This is a genomic window from Ornithinimicrobium pekingense DSM 21552, from assembly GCF_000421185.1.
Lineage (GTDB): Bacteria > Actinomycetota > Actinomycetes > Actinomycetales > Dermatophilaceae > Ornithinicoccus > Ornithinicoccus pekingensis.
The window spans coordinates 23245-41600 of the sequence record NZ_ATWJ01000007.1; the positions used below are offsets into that span (position 1 = coordinate 23245).

Annotated in this window: 20 protein-coding genes; 14 read left to right on the plus strand and 6 right to left on the minus strand. The window is 73.0% G+C overall.

The genetic code is table 11. The features are described from left to right. Positions 1 to 29: 29 nt before the first annotated feature. The 3 genes from K330_RS0102235 to glpX are packed head-to-tail and all read right to left on the minus strand — an operon-like array spanning position 30 to position 2575. Positions 30 to 548 carry a beta-class carbonic anhydrase gene (locus K330_RS0102235; RefSeq protein ID WP_029202221.1) on the minus strand — a complete coding sequence of 173 codons (519 nt, stop codon included), beginning with the start codon at positions 546 to 548 and terminating at the stop codon, positions 30 to 32. A gap of 27 nt (positions 549 to 575) precedes the next feature. After that, complete coding sequence (locus K330_RS0102240; protein ID WP_022920229.1) at positions 576 to 1526, minus strand: carbohydrate kinase family protein; 951 nt, start codon at positions 1524 to 1526, stop codon at positions 576 to 578. Positions 1527 to 1540: 14 nt separating this feature from the next. Continuing rightward, a complete protein-coding gene (gene glpX / locus K330_RS0102245) occupies positions 1541 to 2575 on the minus strand; it encodes a class II fructose-bisphosphatase (protein ID WP_022920230.1) in 1035 nt (344 codons plus the stop codon). 90 nt (positions 2576 to 2665) lie between these two features. Between glpX and K330_RS0102250 the strand changes: the two genes are divergently transcribed. Continuing rightward, a complete protein-coding gene (locus tag K330_RS0102250; RefSeq protein WP_022920231.1) occupies positions 2666 to 3304 on the plus strand; it encodes a DUF4245 family protein in 639 nt (212 codons plus the stop codon). A 57-nt stretch (positions 3305 to 3361) separates the two neighbouring features. On the opposite strand, the gene K330_RS0102255 is transcribed toward K330_RS0102250, so the two are convergent. Beyond that, a complete protein-coding gene (locus K330_RS0102255) occupies positions 3362 to 3652 on the minus strand; it encodes an exodeoxyribonuclease VII small subunit (RefSeq protein ID WP_022920232.1) in 291 nt (96 codons plus the stop codon). Positions 3653 to 3759: 107 nt separating this feature from the next. Between K330_RS0102255 and K330_RS23510 the strand changes: the two genes are divergently transcribed. Beyond that, entirely contained in the window at positions 3760 to 4065 is a 306-nt protein-coding gene (locus K330_RS23510) for a hypothetical protein (RefSeq protein WP_156875656.1), read from the plus strand. On the opposite strand, the gene xseA is transcribed toward K330_RS23510, so the two are convergent. After that, the gene (gene xseA / locus K330_RS0102260) at positions 4062 to 5303 is read right to left on the minus strand and encodes an exodeoxyribonuclease VII large subunit (protein ID WP_022920233.1); all 1242 of its coding nucleotides are present in this window, start codon (positions 5301 to 5303) and stop codon (positions 4062 to 4064) included. The two genes, K330_RS23510 and xseA, sit on opposite strands and share 4 nt — an antisense overlap. An 18-nt stretch (positions 5304 to 5321) precedes the next feature. Here xseA and K330_RS18590 point away from each other — a divergent pair, with 18 nt between their 5' ends. Beyond that, positions 5322 to 6074, plus strand: coding sequence for an alpha/beta fold hydrolase (locus K330_RS18590; protein WP_022920234.1), 753 nt, complete (start codon positions 5322 to 5324; stop codon positions 6072 to 6074). Between the two features lie 53 nt (positions 6075 to 6127). Continuing rightward, positions 6128 to 7150, plus strand: coding sequence for a 4-hydroxy-3-methylbut-2-enyl diphosphate reductase (locus K330_RS0102270; RefSeq protein ID WP_029202224.1), 1023 nt, complete (start codon positions 6128 to 6130; stop codon positions 7148 to 7150). Positions 7151 to 7159: 9 nt separating this feature from the next. Here K330_RS0102270 and K330_RS0102275 read toward each other — a convergent pair whose 3' ends face one another. After that, on the minus strand, positions 7160 to 8389 hold the full coding sequence (locus K330_RS0102275) for a DNA recombination protein RmuC (protein WP_022920236.1): 1230 nt from the start codon (positions 8387 to 8389) through the stop codon (positions 7160 to 7162). A 190-nt stretch (positions 8390 to 8579) separates the two neighbouring features. On the opposite strand from K330_RS0102275, the gene K330_RS0102280 reads away from it, so the two are divergent. The 10 genes from K330_RS0102280 (at position 8580) to K330_RS0102325 (ending at position 18336) form a co-directional block, all read left to right on the plus strand. Next, a complete protein-coding gene (locus K330_RS0102280) occupies positions 8580 to 9821 on the plus strand; it encodes a substrate-binding domain-containing protein (RefSeq protein WP_022920237.1) in 1242 nt (413 codons plus the stop codon). After that, positions 9818 to 10609: an ABC transporter ATP-binding protein gene (locus tag K330_RS0102285; protein WP_022920238.1), complete on the plus strand. Its 792-nt coding sequence runs from the start codon at positions 9818 to 9820 to the stop codon at positions 10607 to 10609. The genes K330_RS0102280 and K330_RS0102285 overlap by 4 nt, the downstream gene beginning before the upstream one ends. Continuing rightward, the gene (locus K330_RS0102290; RefSeq protein ID WP_022920239.1) at positions 10606 to 11391 is read left to right on the plus strand and encodes an ABC transporter ATP-binding protein; all 786 of its coding nucleotides are present in this window, start codon (positions 10606 to 10608) and stop codon (positions 11389 to 11391) included. Before K330_RS0102285 ends, K330_RS0102290 begins: the two co-directional genes overlap by 4 nt. After that, positions 11388 to 12266 (plus strand): branched-chain amino acid ABC transporter permease, encoded by an 879-nt coding sequence (locus tag K330_RS0102295; RefSeq protein ID WP_022920240.1) that lies wholly within the window; start codon positions 11388 to 11390, stop codon positions 12264 to 12266. Before K330_RS0102290 ends, K330_RS0102295 begins: the two co-directional genes overlap by 4 nt. Continuing rightward, positions 12263 to 13414, plus strand: coding sequence for a branched-chain amino acid ABC transporter permease (locus K330_RS18595; protein WP_022920241.1), 1152 nt, complete (start codon positions 12263 to 12265; stop codon positions 13412 to 13414). Before K330_RS0102295 ends, K330_RS18595 begins: the two co-directional genes overlap by 4 nt. After that, the gene (locus tag K330_RS0102305; RefSeq protein WP_022920242.1) at positions 13411 to 14982 is read left to right on the plus strand and encodes a class I adenylate-forming enzyme family protein; all 1572 of its coding nucleotides are present in this window, start codon (positions 13411 to 13413) and stop codon (positions 14980 to 14982) included. The genes K330_RS18595 and K330_RS0102305 overlap by 4 nt, the downstream gene beginning before the upstream one ends. Further along, positions 14979 to 15650: a TetR/AcrR family transcriptional regulator gene (locus K330_RS18600; protein WP_022920243.1), complete on the plus strand. Its 672-nt coding sequence runs from the start codon at positions 14979 to 14981 to the stop codon at positions 15648 to 15650. The genes K330_RS0102305 and K330_RS18600 overlap by 4 nt, the downstream gene beginning before the upstream one ends. Further along, positions 15647 to 16582: an alpha/beta fold hydrolase gene (locus K330_RS18605; protein ID WP_022920244.1), complete on the plus strand. Its 936-nt coding sequence runs from the start codon at positions 15647 to 15649 to the stop codon at positions 16580 to 16582. The genes K330_RS18600 and K330_RS18605 overlap by 4 nt, the downstream gene beginning before the upstream one ends. 45 nt (positions 16583 to 16627) lie before the next feature. Continuing rightward, the gene (gene ychF, locus K330_RS0102320) at positions 16628 to 17713 is read left to right on the plus strand and encodes a redox-regulated ATPase YchF (protein WP_022920245.1); all 1086 of its coding nucleotides are present in this window, start codon (positions 16628 to 16630) and stop codon (positions 17711 to 17713) included. A 179-nt stretch (positions 17714 to 17892) separates the two neighbouring features. Then, entirely contained in the window at positions 17893 to 18336 is a 444-nt protein-coding gene (locus tag K330_RS0102325) for an RpiB/LacA/LacB family sugar-phosphate isomerase (RefSeq protein ID WP_022920246.1), read from the plus strand. The last annotated feature ends 20 nt before the right edge of the window (positions 18337 to 18356 follow it).

The following is an 18356-nucleotide window of genomic DNA, read 5'->3' on the forward strand; positions in this document are numbered from 1 at the left end:
TCACCAGGGTACGTGACGCGTCAAGGTCCTCAGACGAGCTGGGTCAGGCGGCCCGTGTCGACGTCGTAGAGGAAGCCGCCCACCTGGGCGCGTCCCTGGATCAGCGGGTGGCTGGTGACCCGGTGCACGTCCTCGACGAGGGCGGCGTGCTGGTCGGCCACGACGTGGAAGTGCTGCCACCAGGCGTCCTGGCCGGAGAGCTCGGTGATCTTCTCGCGCAGCTCGTTCTCGCTCATCCGGGTCATGGCGCAGCGGGTGTGCGGGACGACCAGCACCCGCTCGACCCCCAGCAGGTGGACGCCCAGGACGAGCGCCTCGAGCGCCGCGTCGGTGACCCGCCCACCAGGGTTGCGGAAGATCTTGGCGTCGCCGTGGGTCAGGCCGAGCATGTGCAGCGGCTCGATCCGCGAGTCCATGCAGGTGACGATGGCCACCCCGGCCCGGGCGATGCCGTCGAAGCCCGACAGCTCGTTGTCGGCGGCGTAGCGCTCGTTGGCCTCGAGCAGGTCGGCGAAGGCGGAGGACTGGTCGCTGCGGGGCTCTGGCATGAGGTCAGGGTAGTGGCGCACGCCCGCTCAGGGCAGGTCGGCCCGGGTGGGGGCCGCGGCTCCCGCCCGGGCCACGGTCCACGCACCGCAGGCCACCGCCCGGTGCAGCGCCGGCGCGACGGCGTCGGGGTCGACCTGGCGCAGCCGCACGCGCGCCTCGGGCGAGCCCAGCAGCCCGGCGTCGAGCAGCCCGCTGAGCAGCCCGGCCATGAACGAGTCTCCCGCGCCCACGGTGTCGACGACCTCCACCGGCGGCGCGGGGAGCTCGACCGTGGCCCCCTGCCGGGGCAGGTGCGCCAGGGCGCCGTCACCGCCGCGCGTGAGCACCACCAGCTCTGGGCTCAACCGGCCCCAGAGCTCGGCCACCTCGACCACGTCGGTGTCCTCGCCGTAGAGCCAGGCGACGTCCTCGACCGAGGCCTTGACCACGTCGCTGCGCCCGATGCACTCCTCGATCCGGGACCGGACCGCGTGGGGGTCGCCCATCACGGTCGGGCGGCAGTTGGGGTCGTAGGAGACGGTGGCGGTGCGGCGGGCGCGGGACATCACCTCGAGGACCGCCGAGGCGCCGGGCTCGAGAGTCGTGGCGATCGAGCCGGTGTGCAGGTGGCCGACGCCGTGCAGGTCCTGCGGACCCAGCTCCCAGACGAGGTCGAACTCGTAGCTGGCGACCCCGTCGGCGTCCAGGTGCGCGGTCGCCGTCGACGTGCGGGGCGCGTCGGTGGAGCCGGGTGTGAGGACGACGTCGGCGTCCAGCAGATGCTCGCGCACGCGGCGTCCCGCGGCGTCGTGGCCCAGGCAGGCCGTGAGCCGGCTGTCGTGGTCGAGCGCCGCGAGGCCGACGGCCACGTTGGCCGGGGACCCACCGACGTAGGACTCCCGTTCCCCGCCGCCGTGCGGCACGACCACGTCGACGAGGGCCTCGCCGACGGTGAGCACCGAGCACTGGCGCGGACCGCGCGACCTGACGCTCTCCATACCCCGTCCTGACCTCAGTGGTGGACGTCGGGGGAGAGGGAGTCGGCGATCCTGGCCACCTTGTCCAGCCGGTGGTGGGAGATGATCTCCCGGATCGTGCCCGACTTGGACCGCATGACCAGGGAGTTCGTGACGGCCGAGCCCGAGCCGTAGCGCACGCCCGTGAGCAGCTCGCCCGTCGTGATGCCGGTGGCCACGAAGAAGCAGTTGTCCCCGGTGACCAGGTCGTCGGTGGACAGCACGCGGTCGAGGTCGTGCCCGGCGTCGATCGCCCGCTGGCGCTCCTCGTCGTCCTTGGGCCACAGCCGGCCCTGGATCACGCCACCCATCGCCTTCATCGCGCAGGCGGTGATGATGCCCTCCGGCGTGCCGCCGATCCCGATGAGCATGTCGACCGCGGACTCCTCGCGGGCGGCCGCGATGGCGGCGGCGACGTCGCCGTCGGTGATGAAGCGCAGCCGCGCACCGGCCTCGCGCACCTCCTGGGTGTAGGTCTCGTGCCGGGGCCGGTCGAGCATGATGACCGTGAGGTCCTCCACGTAGCGCTTCTTGGCCTTGGCGATGCGCCGCAGGTTCTCGCGGATCGGCAGGCGGATGTCCACGCGGTCGGCGACGTCGGGGCCGACCACGAGCTTGTCCATGTAGAAGACGGCCGAGGGGTCGTACATGGTGCCCCGTTCCGAGACCGCCATCACCGCGATGGAGTTGTCCATCCCCTTCGCCGTCGGCGTGGTGCCGTCGATCGGGTCGACCGCGACGTCCACCTGCGGGCCGTTGCCGTCACCCACCTGCTCGCCGTTGTAGAGCATCGGGGCCTCGTCCTTCTCGCCCTCGCCGATGACCACGACCCCGTCCATCGCCACCGACGAGATGACCTTGCGCATGGCCTCCACGGCCGCGTTGTCCGCGAGGTTCTTGTCGCCGCGGCCCACCCAGCGCCCCGCGGCCAGGGCCGCGGCCTCCGTCACACGCACCAGCTCCAGTGCCAGGTTGCGGTCGGGCAGGACCTGCTCGGTGCTGGGGCGGGGGGAGGTGGTGGCCGTGGTCATGCGGACTCCTTCGTCTCGGGCGGCGCGGTGCCGCTCCAGCCTATCGGCCCGCGGGTCGGCCCGTGAGCCGCGGGATGCGACCATGAGGGGGTGAGCGAGACCAGCCCGACCCGTGCCGCCGCGCCGCCCCAGGGGGACACCGGCGCCCCCGGCGGCGAGGCCCCCGAGGACCGTCGCCGCAAGCGGCTCGCGTCCTACACGGTGCGCAACATGGTGTGGTCGATGCTGCTCGTCACCCTCTTCGTGCTGGCGTGGTGGTCCATGACCTACAGCAACGAGGGGTCGCAGCGCCAGGCGCCGGAGACCACGCAGACCACCGCCTACGTCGTGGAGCAGGCGGAGTGGCCCGTCTGGGTCCCCGACCCCGGGGACGAGTGGGTGCCGACCGTCGTGTGGTACGACGCACGGGTCGCCGGCGTCCCGACGTGGCACATCTCCTACACCTCGCCCGAGGGGGAGTATGTGGCGCTGCACCAGGCGGCGGACGTGACGCAGGACTGGCTCGAACAGGTGCTGGCGGGGGCGGAGGCCACGGGTGCCGACGTCGCCCTGCCCACTCCGGCGGGGGCGCGGCCGTGGCAGGAGTGGCAGGGCCCCGAGGGGGGCAATGCCGAGAACGGCTATCTGCTGGGGCCGGAGGAGACAGGCGGCACCACGGTCGTGGTCCACGGCACGGCGCAGACCGACGAGGTCGAGGACTTCCTGGGCTCGGTCAGCGCCCGCGACTGAGCGAGGACCCCCGCCCCGACCTGGAGGGCCGTGACACCGGACGTCGGCGGCGGGTGCTCAGCCCGCGGCCGCCTCCTGCTCGTCGTCCGGCCCCTCGTCGGCCTGCTCGGCAGCGCCCGCCGCCGGGGCTGCGCCCCGGTCCAGGCTGGCCTGGGCGGCGTCGAGCTTGGCCTGGCAGTGGGCGGCCAGCTGCTCGCCGCGTTCCCACAGCACCATGGACTCCTCCAGCGGCACCTTCCCCGACTCGATGCGGGCCACGAGCTGGACCAGCTCGTCACGAGCCTGCTCGTAGCTGAGGTCGGTCACCTCGGGCTGGTCAGGGGCAGGGGAGCCGGGGGCCTGAGACATGCGTACAGGATAACGGCGCGCCCGTGTCGCGTCGCGTTACGGCCTGCCGGGTCGTCGGGACAGGCCTACGGTGAGGTGACAGCACCGCGACGAGGGAGAGCAGCATCATGAGCGACCCGACGACGCCCGTCGACCCGTCAGGCCCCGGGGCACCGGGCCCGGCCCCCTCGCCGGGGCCGTCGCCCCTGGAGCCGACGCGGCCCAGCGACCCGTCCCCGGGCCCCGCGGACCCCACCCGTCCCAGCGACCCGGGGGTCCCGCAGCCCGGGCCCGAGCAGCCGTCACCGCCCGACGAGCCTGGGCTGCCGCAGCCCGGGCCCGAGCAGCCCCCTCCGCCGGACGACCCCGCCGGCCCGAGCACGCCGGACGAGCCGGGAGCGCCCGGCCTGCCCGAGGAACCTGCCGGGGCCTAACCGGCCTCCACGACCGGGCGGACGGCGAAGTCGCCCCGGGCCACGGTGACCCGCAGCAGCTCCTCCGGTCCGACCTCGGCACGGTCGCGCACGATCGCGCCGTCGCGGTGGCGCACCACGGCATACCCGCGCTCGAGGGTGTGCTGCGGCGACACGGCGCGCAGGTGACCGCGCAGATGGCCCGTGCGGTCCTGCTCGCGGGCCACCCGGTCGACGACACTGCGCCGGGCCCTGCTGCGCAGACCCTCCACCTCGCCCCGGTGCTGGGCCACGATGGCGTGCCGGTCGGCCATGACCGGCCGGCTCATGAGGGTCAGGATCCGCTCGCGCTCGGTCGTGACGCGGCGCACGAGCGCCCGGTGCGCCCGCCGCCGCACCGTCGCGAGCCCGCGCAGCTCGTCCGCGACGTCCGGCACGACCGCCGCCGCGGCGTGGGTGGGGGTCGAGGCGCGCAGGTCGGCCACGTGGTCGAGCAGGGGGGTGTCGCTCTCGTGCCCGATGGCCGACACCACGGGGGTCCGGGCCGCCGCGACCGCCCGGACCATCGCCTCGTTGCTGAAGGGCAGGAGGTCCTCGAACGAACCGCCTCCCCGGGCGATGACGATCACCTCCACCTCCGCGATCCCGTCGAGCTCGCGGAGCGCACCGGTCACCGCCGGCACGGTGTCGGCCCCCTGCACCGCCACCTGCCGGATCTCGAAACGGGCTGCCGGCCACCGGCGCCGCACGCCGGCGAGGACGTCACGCTCGGCGGCGGTCCCGCGGCCCACCACCAGGCCGATCGTGTGCGGCAGGAACGGCAGCGGACGCTTGCGGGCCGCGTCGAAGACGCCCTCCGCGCGCAGCAGCTGGCGCAGGTGCTCGAGCCGGGCCAACAGCTCTCCGACCCCCACGTGCCGCATCTGACGGGCCTCGAGCTGCAGGCTGCCGCGCTTGGTCCAGAACGTCGGCTTGGCGTGCACCACGACCCGTGCGCCCTGCTGCGGCGGGGAGGGCATGGCGTCGAGCGCGCCCACCGGGATCGCCACGGACAGCGACATGTCCACGTCGGTGTCGCGCAACGTGAGGAAGGCTGTCGACATGCCGGGACGACGGTTGAGCTGGACGATCTGGCCCTCGACCCACAGCGGTGACATCTTGTCGACGTAGTCGCTGATCTTCATCGACAGCGTGCGCACCGGCCACGGCGAGGACGCGGTGGTGTCCCGGGCGGTCGGCGGGAGGGAGGGCGAGGTCACACCCCTAGCCTAGGGAGCATGGCCGACAGCACCCACCGCCCGCGCCTGGTGCTCGTGCACGGGACGCGGATGGACGCCCGGCAGTGGGAGCCCTACGGTCCCCTGCTCCCCGGTGTCGAGGTGGTCGCTCCCGACCTGCCGGGGCACGGCCGGCGCACGGGTGAACCCTTCACGCTCGAGGCGGCGGTGCGCACGATCGCCCGGGCGGTCGACGGCGCGGACCCGGGCCAGCGCGTGATACTCGCGGGGCACAGCCTCGGGGGATACATGGCCACCGTCTACGCCGCCCAGCACCCCGGTCGGCTCGACCGGCTGGTCCTGGTCGGTGCGACGGCTGACCCGGCGGGGCCGCTCACGGCCCTCTACCGCGGATTCGCCCGGCTCGTGGGCCGTTCGGACCCCGAGCGCATGGCCCGCGCCACGAACCGCGTGGTGCGCTGGCTCGGAGCGCGCGCCGACATCGCCGCCAGGCTCCCGGGGGGCGAGGCGTACGCGGCGCTCCCGGCGGCCTGGCAGACGGTCATGGAGGAGTGCGGACCCGACCTGCTGCGGTCGGTGGACTGCCCGGTGGTGCTCGTCAACGGCCAGCTCGACCAGATGCGCCTGCACGTGCGCCGCTTCGCCGCGGCCGCGGGCGGGGCGAGGGTCATCACCGTCCCCCGGGCCACCCACCTCATGCCCCTGACGCACCCCGACCGGCTCGCGCAGATCCTGCGAGAGGTGGCGCTGCCCAGGGGGGATTCAGGGCCGTTGCCTACCATGGGGTCGTGACCACGACGACTCCAGCCACCCAGCCGACCGACGTCAACGTACCCGCGCCGGGCCTGCCCGGCGAGAAGAGGGTGCTGCTCGCGGCCCCCCGCGGCTACTGCGCCGGGGTCGACCGGGCGGTCGTGACCGTCGAGAAGGCGCTGGAGCTCTACGGGCCCCCGGTGTACGTCCGCAAGGAGATCGTCCACAACAAGCACGTGGTGCGGACCCTGGAACGACGGGGGGCGATCTTCGTGGACGAGACCAACGAGGTGCCCGAGGGGGCGCGGGTGATCTTCTCCGCGCACGGGGTCAGCCCGGCCGTCCACGCGGAGGCGCGCGCGCTCAGCCTCAAGACGATCGACGCCACCTGCCCCCTGGTCACCAAGGTCCACCGTGAGGCGGTGCGCTTCGCCGACGACGACTACGACATCCTGCTCGTGGGCCACGAGGGCCACGAGGAGGTCGAGGGCACGGCGGGGGAGGCCCCGGACCACATCACGCTCGTCGAGAGCCCGGACGACGTCGAGCACGTCGAGGTGCGCGACCCCGGCAAGGTGGTCTGGCTCTCCCAGACCACGCTGTCGGTCGACGAGACGATGGAGACGGTCCGCCGGCTGCGCGAGAAGTTCCCGCTGCTGCAGGACCCGCCCAGCGACGACATCTGCTACGCCACGCAGAACCGCCAGGTCGCGGTGAAGCAGATGGCGGGGGAGTGCGACCTGATGATCGTCGTCGGGTCGCAGAACTCCTCCAACTCCAAGCGGCTGGTCGAGGTCGCGCTGGAGTACGGCTCGCGTGACGGTCACCTCGTGGACTACGCCGAGGAGATCGACGAGGCGTGGCTCGACGGCGTGCGCACGGTGGGGGTGACCAGCGGTGCCAGCGTGCCGGAGATCCTCGTGCGCGACGTCCTGGACTGGCTGGCCGCGCGCGGTTTCGGCGACGTGAAGGCCGTGACCGCGGCCGAGGAGTCGCTGCTCTTCGCGCTGCCCACCGAGCTGCGCCGCGACCTCAAGGCCGCGGGCCAGGAGGCCAAGAAGGTGCGCCACGACCCCAGCGCGATCCCGGGGTCCGGGGACGGCCACCTGCGCTGACCTGCGGCCTCAGGAGGCGTCCCGGCGGACCTGCGGGCGCCGCTGCGGGCGGTCATCGGTCGGCGGCTCCGGCGCGGCGATCTCCTCGCGCGAGGGGGTGAGCGCCTCCAGCTCGGCGGCCAGCAGCTCAGGACTGGTCACCGGGCGCGGCGTGAGCTCCAGGGCCGTCAGGGCGGGCACGGCAGCCTCCACGAGTCCCAGCTCGTGCATGCGCCGGGAGGTCACCATCACGCGTGACTCCAGGGTGCCGACCAGCTGGTTGTAGGACTCGACCGACCTGCGCAGGGCGCTGCCCATGCCCGTGACGTGCCGGCCCAGCGTGGTCAGCCGCTGGTGCAGGTCGCTGCCGAGCCGGAGCAGCTCGCGCGCGTTGGCGCTGAGACTGTCCTGCTGCCAGGCCAGGGCGGTCGCCCGCAGGACGGCGAGCAGGATCGCGGGGGAGGCGAGCACCACCCGCCGTGCCTGGGCGTGGTCGTAGAGCTCGGGCGCCGAGCGCAGCGCCGCAGCCAGGACGGCGTCGCTGGGCACGAAGCACACCACCAGCTCCGGGGACGTCGTGAAGGCCGACCAGTACTCCTTGGCCGCCAGCGCGTCGACGTGCCCGCGCAGGCTGTCGGCGTGCTGGCGCAGCAGCCGGGCCGTCTCGGTCGAGGACAGCCCGTCGGCCTGGGCGCGCAGGAAGGCCGTCAGCGGCGCCTTGCTGTCGACCACCAGGACCTTGCCCCCCGGCAGCCGCACGACGACGTCCGGGCGGACGCGCGCGTCGTGGCGGCTGGTCGCGCTGACCTGCTCCTCGAAGTCGCACCGGTCGATCATGCCGGCGTGCTCGAGGACCCGGCGCAGCTGCACCTCTCCCCAGGTGCCGCGGGTGCCCGAGGCGTTCAGGGCCCCGGCCAGGCTCGCGGTCTGCTGGTGCAGGGTGCGGGTCTGGGCCGCGACCTGGGCCAGGTGCTCGCCGACCTGCCCGAACTGCTCCATCCGGTCGCGCTCGAGGGTGCGGACGTGGGCCTCCACCCGCTCCAGCGCGGCGCGCAACGGCGCCAGCTGCTCGGCCGACTCCCGGTCGTGCTCCGCCGCCGACTCCAGCGCGTCGAGCTGGCGGGCCAGCCCGTCGCGCTCGGTCTCGGCGCGGGCGACCCGGACGGCGACCCCCGCCCGTCCCAGGCTCACGCCGGCCAGGAACCCCACGACCAGCGTCAGCACGACGACCACCACGAGCTGCCACCACTGCATCTCCATGGGCCGGACCCTGCCACGGCGTCCTGACAGACCTCGCGTCGGCCGCGCCCCACGCCCGGTCGCAGCCGGATCGACCCGTCGTGACCACATCGTTACCCGGGCGGGGATTGACAGCCTCGGCCCGGACTGGTTTGGTACAGGCGAAACGTGAATCACCTTTCATGTTCATACCCGCACGAAGGAGTGTCCGGTGATCCGCACCCGACTGATTGCTCTCGTATCCAGCGCCGCGGTCCTGGCTGTCGCCGGCTGCGCCCCCTCCGCCTCCGACGATGCGCCGGCCGGCGACGGCGGCGGCGGTGCCGAGAACAGCGCCGCGCCCGCTGAGGGCGGCGAGGAGGCCGGCGGCACGGTCGACGTCGGCATCATCTACTCCGAGACAGGCCCGCTGGCCGCCTACGGCAAGCAGTACAAGGAAGGGCTCGAGGCGGGGATCGACTACGCCACGGACGGCACCGGCGAGGTCGACGGCACGGCGATCGAGATCACCTACCGCGACGACGCAGGCAGCCCGGACACCGCCGTCGCCGCGGCCAAGGACCTCATCGGGCAGGACTACAAGATCCTGGGCGGCACCGTGGTCTCCGGCATCGCCGTCGCGATGGCCGAGCAGGCCGTGCAGAACGAGATCCTCTACATCTCCGGACCGGCCGCGGTCGACGCCCTCACGGGGGTCAACGACTACACCTTCCGCTCTGGCCGTCAGAGCCTGCAGGACGTGGCCACCGCCGGTGCCATGCTCGAGGAGGAGGGTGGCAAGGTCGTCGTCCTGGCCCAGGACAACGCGTTCGGGCAGGGCAACCTGGCGGCCGTCGAGGCGGTCCTCGGTGCGGAGGGCGCCGAGGTGGACAGCGTGCTCGTGCCCGAGGACGCCACCGAGTTCACCGGCTTCGCCCGTCAGGTCGTCGACGCCGACCCGGACCTGATCTTCGTCGCCTGGGCAGGCGCCACCGCCGGCAACATGTGGCAGTCCCTCGACCAGCAGGACGTCTTCGACGCAGCGCCGGTCGTCACCGGCCTCGCCGACAGCGCCACCTTCGCCGCCTACGGCCCCATCGGCGAGAAGATCAGCTTCCTGTCGCACTACTTCCCGGGTGCCGCGGACAACGAGGTCAACCAGGCCCTCATCGACCACGTCACCGAGGCCGGTGGCACTCCCGACCTGTTCACCCCCGACGGCTTCGTGGCCGGGCAGATGATCGTCCAGGCGGTCGCGGAGGGCGGCGACGACGTCAACGCCATGATCGACGCGCTGGAGGGCTGGGAGTTCGAGGGTCCCAAGGGCACCACGATGATCCGCGAGAGCGACCACGCCCTGGTCCAGCCGATGTTCACCGCCACCCTGAAGCAGGACGGTGACACCTGGGTGCCCGAGCTGGTCGACACGGTGCCGGCCGACCAGGTGGCGCCGCCGGAGGCGTCCGGCAAGTGACCGACGTCACCGCTGGCTCGAGCGCGGGGGCGCGGGCCGCCCCCGCGCTCGAGGTCCGCGACCTCTCCCTGCGGATCGGCGGGGCGCAGATCCTGCAGGACATCAGCTTCGCCGTGCCGGCGGGGCAGATCGTCGGCGTGATCGGCCCCAACGGTGCGGGCAAGACGACCCTGTTCAACCTGGTGTCCGGGACGATGACGCCGACCGCCGGCCAGGTCCTCCTCGACGGGCAGGACATCACCGGTCGCAGCGTCACGCAGCGCGCCAGCGCCGGGCTGGGACGCACCTTCCAGACCTCCTCGCTCTTCCCGCGGCTGTCGGTGGAGGAGAACGTCCGGCTCGCCGCCCAGGTCCGGGAGGGCGGCGCGCTGTCGCTGACCCGTTTCCCCCGGCGCGGCGACGCCGCCTCGCGCCGGGCCGTCGAGCTGCTCGACGAGGTGGGCCTGAGCCACCGGCTCGGCCGCATGGCCGGCGACCTGCCGCACGGCGACAAGCGCAAGCTCGAGATCGCGATGCTCCTCGCGACCGACCCCTCCGTCGTCCTGCTCGACGAGCCGATGGCCGGGGTGGCCTCGGGCGACGTCGACGGGCTGACCGAGGTCATCCGCAGCCTGCACCGCGACCACGGCCGCACCGTGCTGATGGTCGAGCACCACATGGAGGTGCTGCTCGGCCTGGTCGAGCGGGTCGCCGTGCTGCACTTCGGCACCCTGCTCACGATCGACACCCCGGAGGCCGTCATGGCGGACCCGACCGTCCAGAGCGCCTACCTCGGGGAGGCGGTATGACGTCCTCCCCGCCCTCCCGGGATGCCGCGACCGTGGGCGCAGGCCCGACCGCACGCCCCACCGCGCCGGTCCTGCTCGTGCGCGACCTGCAGGCCCACGTGGCCGGCCAGCAGGTCGTCGAGCACGTCGACCTGCAGGTGGCGCCGACCGGGGTCACCGCCCTCCTCGGGCGCAACGGTGTGGGCAAGACCTCCACCATCAAGGCGGTCATGGGCCTCATCGGCCGGTCGGGCACGATCGAGCTCGACGGCGAGGACATCAGCACCCTGCCGACCTTCCGCATCGCCGGACGCGGCGTCGGCTACGTGCCCGAGGACCGCGAGGTCTTCTCCGGCCTCACCGTGACCGAGAACCTGCGGCTGGCCGAGCGGCGCGGCAGCGAGCACCGCTACGACCTCGTCTACGAGCTCTTCCCCGAGCTCGAGCAGCGGGGCGCGCAGGCCGCCGGGACCCTGTCCGGAGGGCAGCAGCAGATGGTGTCGCTGGCCCGTGCCCTCCTCAACGACAACCGGGTGCTGCTCATCGACGAGCCCACCAAGGGGCTGGCGCCCCGCCTGGTGACCGAGGTCGCCGAGGCGCTGGCGCGTGCCGCGGAGGTGGCGCCGGTCCTGCTCGTGGAGCAGAACCTGCAGGTCGTGCGCGACCTCGCACGGCACGTCGTCGTCCTGACCGACGGCCGCAGCGTCCACCACGGTGACGCCTCCGACTTCCTCGACGACCCCGTCGCCACGCAGCGCCTGCTCGGCGTGCACGGCGGCACCGACCCCGCGGGAGCAGCATGAGCACCGTCGTCCTCCTGCTGATCACCGGCGTCGGCCTGGGAGCCATCTACTTCCTGGTCGCCTCGGGCCTGTCCCTGATCTACGGGCTCATGGGCGTGCTCAACTTCGCGCACGGCGTGTTCCTCACCTTCGGCGCCTTCCTGGGGTGGGAGGTCGCCGCCCGGATGGGCGCGACCACCTGGGCCGGCTTCGCCGCCTCGCTGCTGGTCGGGGCCCTCGCCGGTGCCGTGTTCGCGGCGCTGACCGAACGCTTCCTGGTGCAACGGCTCTACGAGCGGCACATCGAGCAGGTCCTCATCACGGTGGGGCTGGCCCTGGCGGTCGTCGCGCTCTTCGACGGCATCTGGGGCACGGACGCCCGCTTCATCAGCGGTCCGCCGTGGATGAGCAGGACCACCACCATCGCGGGGGCCAACGTCCCCAACGACCGGTTCGTGGCGATCGTCCTCGCCGTCGTCGTGCTGGTGGCCATCGTGCTGTTCCTGCAGCGCACCCGCTACGGCATGATCATCCGTGCCGGCGTGGAGAACCGCTCGATGGTCACGGCTCTCGGCATCGACGTCCGCACCGCGTTCACGCTGATCTTCACCATCGGCGGGGCGGCGGCCGGTCTCGGCGGCGTCCTCGCCTCGCACGCGTTCGGCTACGTCTCGCCGATGCTGGGCCAGACGCTGCTGATCTTCGCGTTCATCGTGACCGTGATCGGCGGCCTGGGCTCGCTCACCGGCGCCGCGATCGCCTCGGTCCTGGTGGCGGTGCTCCAGCAGTTCGCCAACTACTACTGGGGCTACGGCGACTTCGCCGTGGTGGTGCTGCTGGCTGTGGTCGTCCTGACCAGACCCTCCGGACTCATGGGCAAGAAGGTGACGGCATGACCGACGCAGACATCGGCACGGACCGCCGCCGCCAGGCCGTGCGGGTCCTGCTGCCCCTCGGCCTGGTGGTCCTTCTGGCCTGCCTGCCGCTGCTGGACATCTCCGTCCCCGGGATCCTGCCCGGAGCGACCTACACCCCGGGCACGCTGCACCTGCTCGCGCTGGCCTGGGTGATGGCTGCGGTGGCGCTGTCCTACCACCTGCTGTTCGGCGTCGCCGGCCTCCTCTCCTTCGGTCACGCCCTCTACTTCGGGCTGGGTGCCTACGGCCTGGGCATCGTGATGCGCGAGCTGCAGCTGGGGCTGGTGCCCGCCGCCGTCCTCACCCTCGTCGTCGCGGTCGTCATGTCCACCGTCCTCGGGGCCGTCAGCCTGCGGGTGACCGGTATCCCGTTCGCGATGGTGACCCTGGCCTTCGCGCAGGCGGCCTACGTCTGGGTCCGCCGGGACCCTGAGCGGGTCACCGGCGGGGAGGAGGGGCTGCGTCTGCCGACCGAGTTCGTCCCCGGCTTCCTCGTCGGCGTCGCGGACACCCGCAACCTCTACTGGCTGGCGCTGGCGGTGCTCGTGCTGGCCTACCTGCTCACCGCCTGGGTGCAGAACAGCCGGGCGGGCCACGTGGCCGAGGCGGTGCGGGAGAACGAGCTGCGCGTGCGCGTGCTGGGGATGCAGCCCGTCCTGGTGAAGCTGGCGATCTTCGTGTCCGCCTCGGTGATCGCGGCGATGGTCGGCATGGTGCACCTGCTGCTGAACTCCGGGGCCGTGCCGCACGTCATGAGCGCGGAGTTCACCATCTCCCTGCTGCTCATGGTGGTGCTCGGGGGTGTCGGGTCGCGGTGGGGCGCGGTCGCGGGTGCGATCCTCTACGTCCTGCTCAACCAGCGTCTCACCGTCCTCGCCGGCGGTGCCTGGGTGGAGAGCCTCCCCGCCGTCCTGCGTATCCCGTTGTCGGAGCCGTTGTTCATCCTCGGCACCCTCTTCGTCCTCGTCGTGCTGTTCCTGCCCGGCGGTCTGGCCGGTACGGTGGCCCGGGTGACCGCCCGGTCGCGGGACCGTCGCGGTGACGACGGCCCGGACCGGCGCCCGCACCCCCCTGCCGCCGAGGAGCCGGAGGCCGATGACGTCCCGCAACGCCTGGAGGTGACGTGAGCACCCTTCCGGGGTCCGTCGCTGACGGCCTGCACACCCTGGGTCGCTGGCCCGGAGACCGGGCGCGGATCGCCCCGGCGCGGGTCGCGATCGTCGACCGCGGGGTCGAGCTCACCTACGGCCAGCTCGACCAGCGGGTCCGGGGGCTCGCTGCCCGGTTGCGCGAGGCCGGGATCGGGCGGGGGGACCGGATCGCCACGCTCGTGGGCAACTCGACGTGCCACGTCGTGCTCTTCTTCGCCTGCGCGCAGGTCGGGGCCTGCCTGGCTCCGCTGTCGTGGCGGCTCGCCCCGCGCGAGCTCGCGCGGCAGGTGGACCTGCTCGCGCCCGTGGTGCTGGTCACGGAGGAGGAGACCGAGGCCCTGGCGCGGGAGCTGGCCGGCCTGCTCCTGCGGCCGGTGCCCACGGCATACCTGACCGTGCTCGACACCGACGGCGGGCTGCCGCGGGTCCGGCCGGCGTCGGCCCCGGTGGAGGCGGTGCAGGACGAGGACGCCCTGCTCGCCGTGTTCACCTCCGGCACGGGCAGCGCGCCCAAGGCTGCGGTGCTGTCCCAACGTGCGTGCTGGTGGACCAACCTGTCGCTGTCGCGGACGGTGGAGCTCAGCGAGGACGACGTCGTGCTGGCGGTGCTCCCGCAGTTCCACGTGGGCGGGTGGAACATCCAACCCCTCCTGGCCTGGTGGACCGGGGCCACGGTGGTGCTCGAGCGGTCCTTCGACCCCGGGCGCGTGCTCTCCCTCATCCGGGAACGACGCGTCACCACGATGATGGGGGTGCCCACCCAGTACCTCATGCTCGCCGAGCATCCGTCCTTCCCGGGCAGCGACCTGCGCAGCCTGCGCAGCGCCATCGTCGGCGGTGCGCCGATGCCTGCCCCGCTGCTGCGGACCTTCCACGCCCGAGGGGTCGCGCTGACGCAGGGCTACGGGCTCACCGAGGCCGGCCCCAACGTGCTGTGCCTGCCACCCCCCGAGGCGATCGACCGGGCGGGGTGGGCCGGTGTGCCCTACCCGCACGTCGACGTGGCCCTCATGGACCCGGCGACCGGGGCCCTGCTGGAGGGGCCGGCCACCGGTGAGCTGCTGGTGCGGGGGCCGGGCCTGTTCAGCGGCTACCTGCACGACGAGACGGCCACGCACGAGGCGCTCCGCGCCGGGTGGCTGGCCACCGGCGACGTCGCCACCCGCGACGAGGGCGGCTACCTGCGCATCGTCGACCGGCTCAAGAACATCTACATCTCCGGCGGGGAGAACGTCGCGCCCGCGGAGGTCGAGGCCGTGCTGCGCCGGCACCCGGCCGTCGCCGAGGCCGGGGTCACGGGTGTGCCGCACCCCCGCTGGGGGGAGGTCGGCCTCGCCCTCGTCGTCACCCGGGCGGGCGTGCCGACCGACGAGCAGGACCTCCTCGAGCACTGCCGCCGCGAGCTGGCCTCCTTCCAGGTGCCGGAGCGCGTGCTGGAGGTGGACGCCATCCCCACGGTCGGGATCGGCAAGGTCGACCGGCAGGCGCTGCGCGACCTGGCCCGCGACCTCCATCCTGCGGACGTCTCCGGGGGGCCCCGGTGAGCGCGCCGGTAGCGACCCCGCAGCCCGGCGGACGTCCCGCGCCGCGCACCGCCAGGGGCGCCCGGACCCGGGCCCGCCTGCTCCAGGCCGCAGAGGACGTGTTCGCCGACGTGGGCTACCCCGACGCCTCGATCGTGAAGATCACCGAGCAGGCGGGGGTGGGCCTGGGCACCTTCTACGTCTACTTCGAGGGCAAGAAGGAGATCTTCGACGAGGTGGTCCGCGACCTCAACCACCGGGTCCGCGCCGCGATGACGGCCGCGACCGCCGACGCCCGGACGCGGATCGAGGCGGAGCGGGCCGGTTTCAGCGCGTTCTTCCGCTTCACCGCCGACCATCCCGCGCTCTACCGCATCGTGCGGCAGGCGGAGTTCGTCTCGCCCGAGGTGATGCGGGAGCACTACACCTCGATCCTGCAGGGCTACGAGCACGGTCTGACGCGTGCCCGCGAGGCGGGCCAGATCGCCCACCTGGACCCCACGGTGGCCTCCTGGGTCCTCATGGGGGCAGGAGAGCTCATCGGTATGCGGTGGGTGCTCTGGGAGGAGCAGCGCACGACCTACCCCGACGGCGTCCCTCCGGCCGTCTTCGAGGCACTCATGGACATCATCACCCAGCTGCTCGGCGCCGACGCCGAGGACAGGACGACGAGGAGCGACACGCGATGACCACCTGGATGCCCCTGCCCTCCCTGCAGGAGGTCGTGGGTCCGCGCTACCGGGCCGTGGAGGCCCCCGTGCGCGGCGGGACGATGCACGTCGGCGTCTGGGAGCCGGAGGGGGTGCCGACGAAGGAGGTGCCCACCGTGGTCGCGGTCCACGGCATCACCTCCTCCCACGTCGCCTGGCCGCTGCTCGCGGCCGCCCTGCCGGACGTGCGCGTGGTCGCGCCGGACCTGCGCGGCCGCGGACGGTCGCGGGACCTGCCCGGGCCCTACGGGATGCCGTCGCACGCCGACGACGTGGCGGCCGTGCTGGACCACCTCGACGTCGAGAGCGCGGTCGTGGTCGGCCACTCGATGGGCGGTTTCGTCTCGCTCGTCCTCGCCGACCGCCACCCGGGGCGGGTCCGCTCGCTGGTCCTCGTCGACGGCGGGCTGCCCCTGCTGCCACCGCCCGGGGTGGCTCCCGACGCGCTCGCGGGCGCGGTCCTGGGCCCGGTCGCCGACCGGCTGGCCATGACCTTCGCCGACCGCGACGCCTACCGCCGGTTCTGGCGCGAGCACCCGGCGATCGGGCGCGAGTGGACCGACCTGACCGACGCCTACGTGGACTACGACCTCGTCGAGGTGGACGGCGCGCTCCGGCCGGCGACGCGGGTCGAGGCCCTGCAGGAGGACATCCGCGAGCTGGTGGACGGGGACTCCGTGGCGCGGGCCCTGCAGCACCGGCGCCATCCCACGACCTGGCTCGTGGCGCCCCGCGGGCTGATGGACGAGGTGCCGCCGCTCTACCCGCAGCCGGCCCGGGAGCACTGGCTGGCCGCCTACCCCGACCTGCCGCCGGTGGACGTCGAGGACGTCAACCACTACACGATCGTCATGCTGCAGCGCGGGATCGACCAGGTGGTCCCGCACGTGCGGGCGGCCCTGTCCCTCTGACGCCGTCGTCCGGCACCCGGCCCGCACCGGTAGACTCTTGACCCCGTGGCACTCACCATCGGTATCGTCGGCCTGCCCAACGTCGGCAAGTCGACCCTCTTCAACGCCCTGACCAAGAACTCCGTCCTCGCGGCCAACTACCCGTTCGCGACGATCGAGCCCAACATCGGCGTCGTCCCCCTCAAGGACGGGCGGCTCGCGCGGCTCGCGGAGATCTTCGGCAGCGCCCGGGTCCTGCCCGCGACCGTCAGCTTCGTCGACATCGCCGGCATCGTGCGAGGAGCCAGCGAGGGCGAGGGACTGGGCAACAAGTTCCTCGCCAACATCCGCGAGGCGGACGCGATCTGCCAGGTCGTCCGCGCCTTCCGCGACGACGACGTCGTGCACGTCGACGGCAAGGTCTCACCGCGCGACGACATCGAGACCATCAACACCGAGCTGATCCTCGCCGACCTGCAGACCCTCGAGAACGCGGTCCCGCGGCTGGAGAAGGAGGTCAAGGGCAAGAGGGCCGACAAGGAGGTCCTCGACACCGCCCTGGCCGCGCGCGAGGTGCTCGAGCGCGGGGACACCCTGTATGCCGCCGGCGCCGCCGCGGGCGTCGACCTCGCGCTCGCCCGCCAGCTCGGGCTGCTGACGACCAAGCCGTTCCTCTACGTCTTCAACCTCGACGAGGACGGGCTGACGGACGAGGCCCTCCACGCCGAGCTGGCCGAGGTCGTCGCACCCGCCGAGGCCATCTACCTCAACGCCAAGCTCGAGGCCGACCTGGCTGAGCTGGACGACGAGGAGGCCCGTGAGCTGCTGGAGTCCGTCGGCGTGGAGGAGCCCGGCCTGGACCAGCTCGCCCGCGTCGGTTTCGACACCCTCGGACTGCAGACCTACCTCACGGCCGGCCCCAAGGAGACCCGGGCCTGGACGATCCGCCAGGGCTGGACGGCGCCGCAGGCGGCCGGAGTCATCCACACCGACTTCGAGCGGGGGTTCATCAAGGCCGAGGTCGTCTCCTTCGACGACCTGGACGCGGCGGGCACCATGCAGAAGGCCAAGGAGGCGGGGCGGGTCCGCATCGAGGGCAAGGACTACGTCATGCAGGACGGTGACGTCGTGGAGTTCCGCTTCAACGTCTGAGAGCCGGCGCGGCAGGGCCCGCCACCGTCCCGAGACCGGCCCAGGTCGCCCGCGGCGACCGGGGTCGGTCTCGGCGTCTCCCGGTCCGGGGCCCCCCTTTTGGAGTATTTGCACTACTGCGAGGATGAGTACTACTCTCCGTAGTGTCTTGCTCGAGGACCGGGAAGGAACGGACGAGGATGCGTGTGGTGATCGGGGCACCGGCGAACGGTGCGATGCTCAAGGACGAGGTCAGGGCCTTCCTGGAGGAGGACGAGCGGGTCACCGAGGTGGTCGACCTGTCGACGGCCGACATCACCTACCCCCAGGTCTCCTTCCGGGCCGCCCGCAGGGTCGTCGACGGCGCTGCCGACCGCGCCGTGCTCGTCTGCGGCACCGGGGTCGGCACCGCCATCGCCGCGAGCAAGGTGAGGGGCGCGCGCGCCGCCACCGCGCACGACCTGGTCACGGTCCGGGGCGCCGTCGAGAACTACGACGCACAGATCCTGTGCCTGGGCCAGAACGTCGTCGCGCCGGCCTACGCGCGCGCGCTCGTCGACCTGTGGCTGGACCTGCGGCACGACCCGTCCGGCTTCTACGGGCCGAAGGTCCGCGAGATCGACGAGCTCGAGTCCCGTGCCTGACCCGGCCCCGCGGTCGCGCA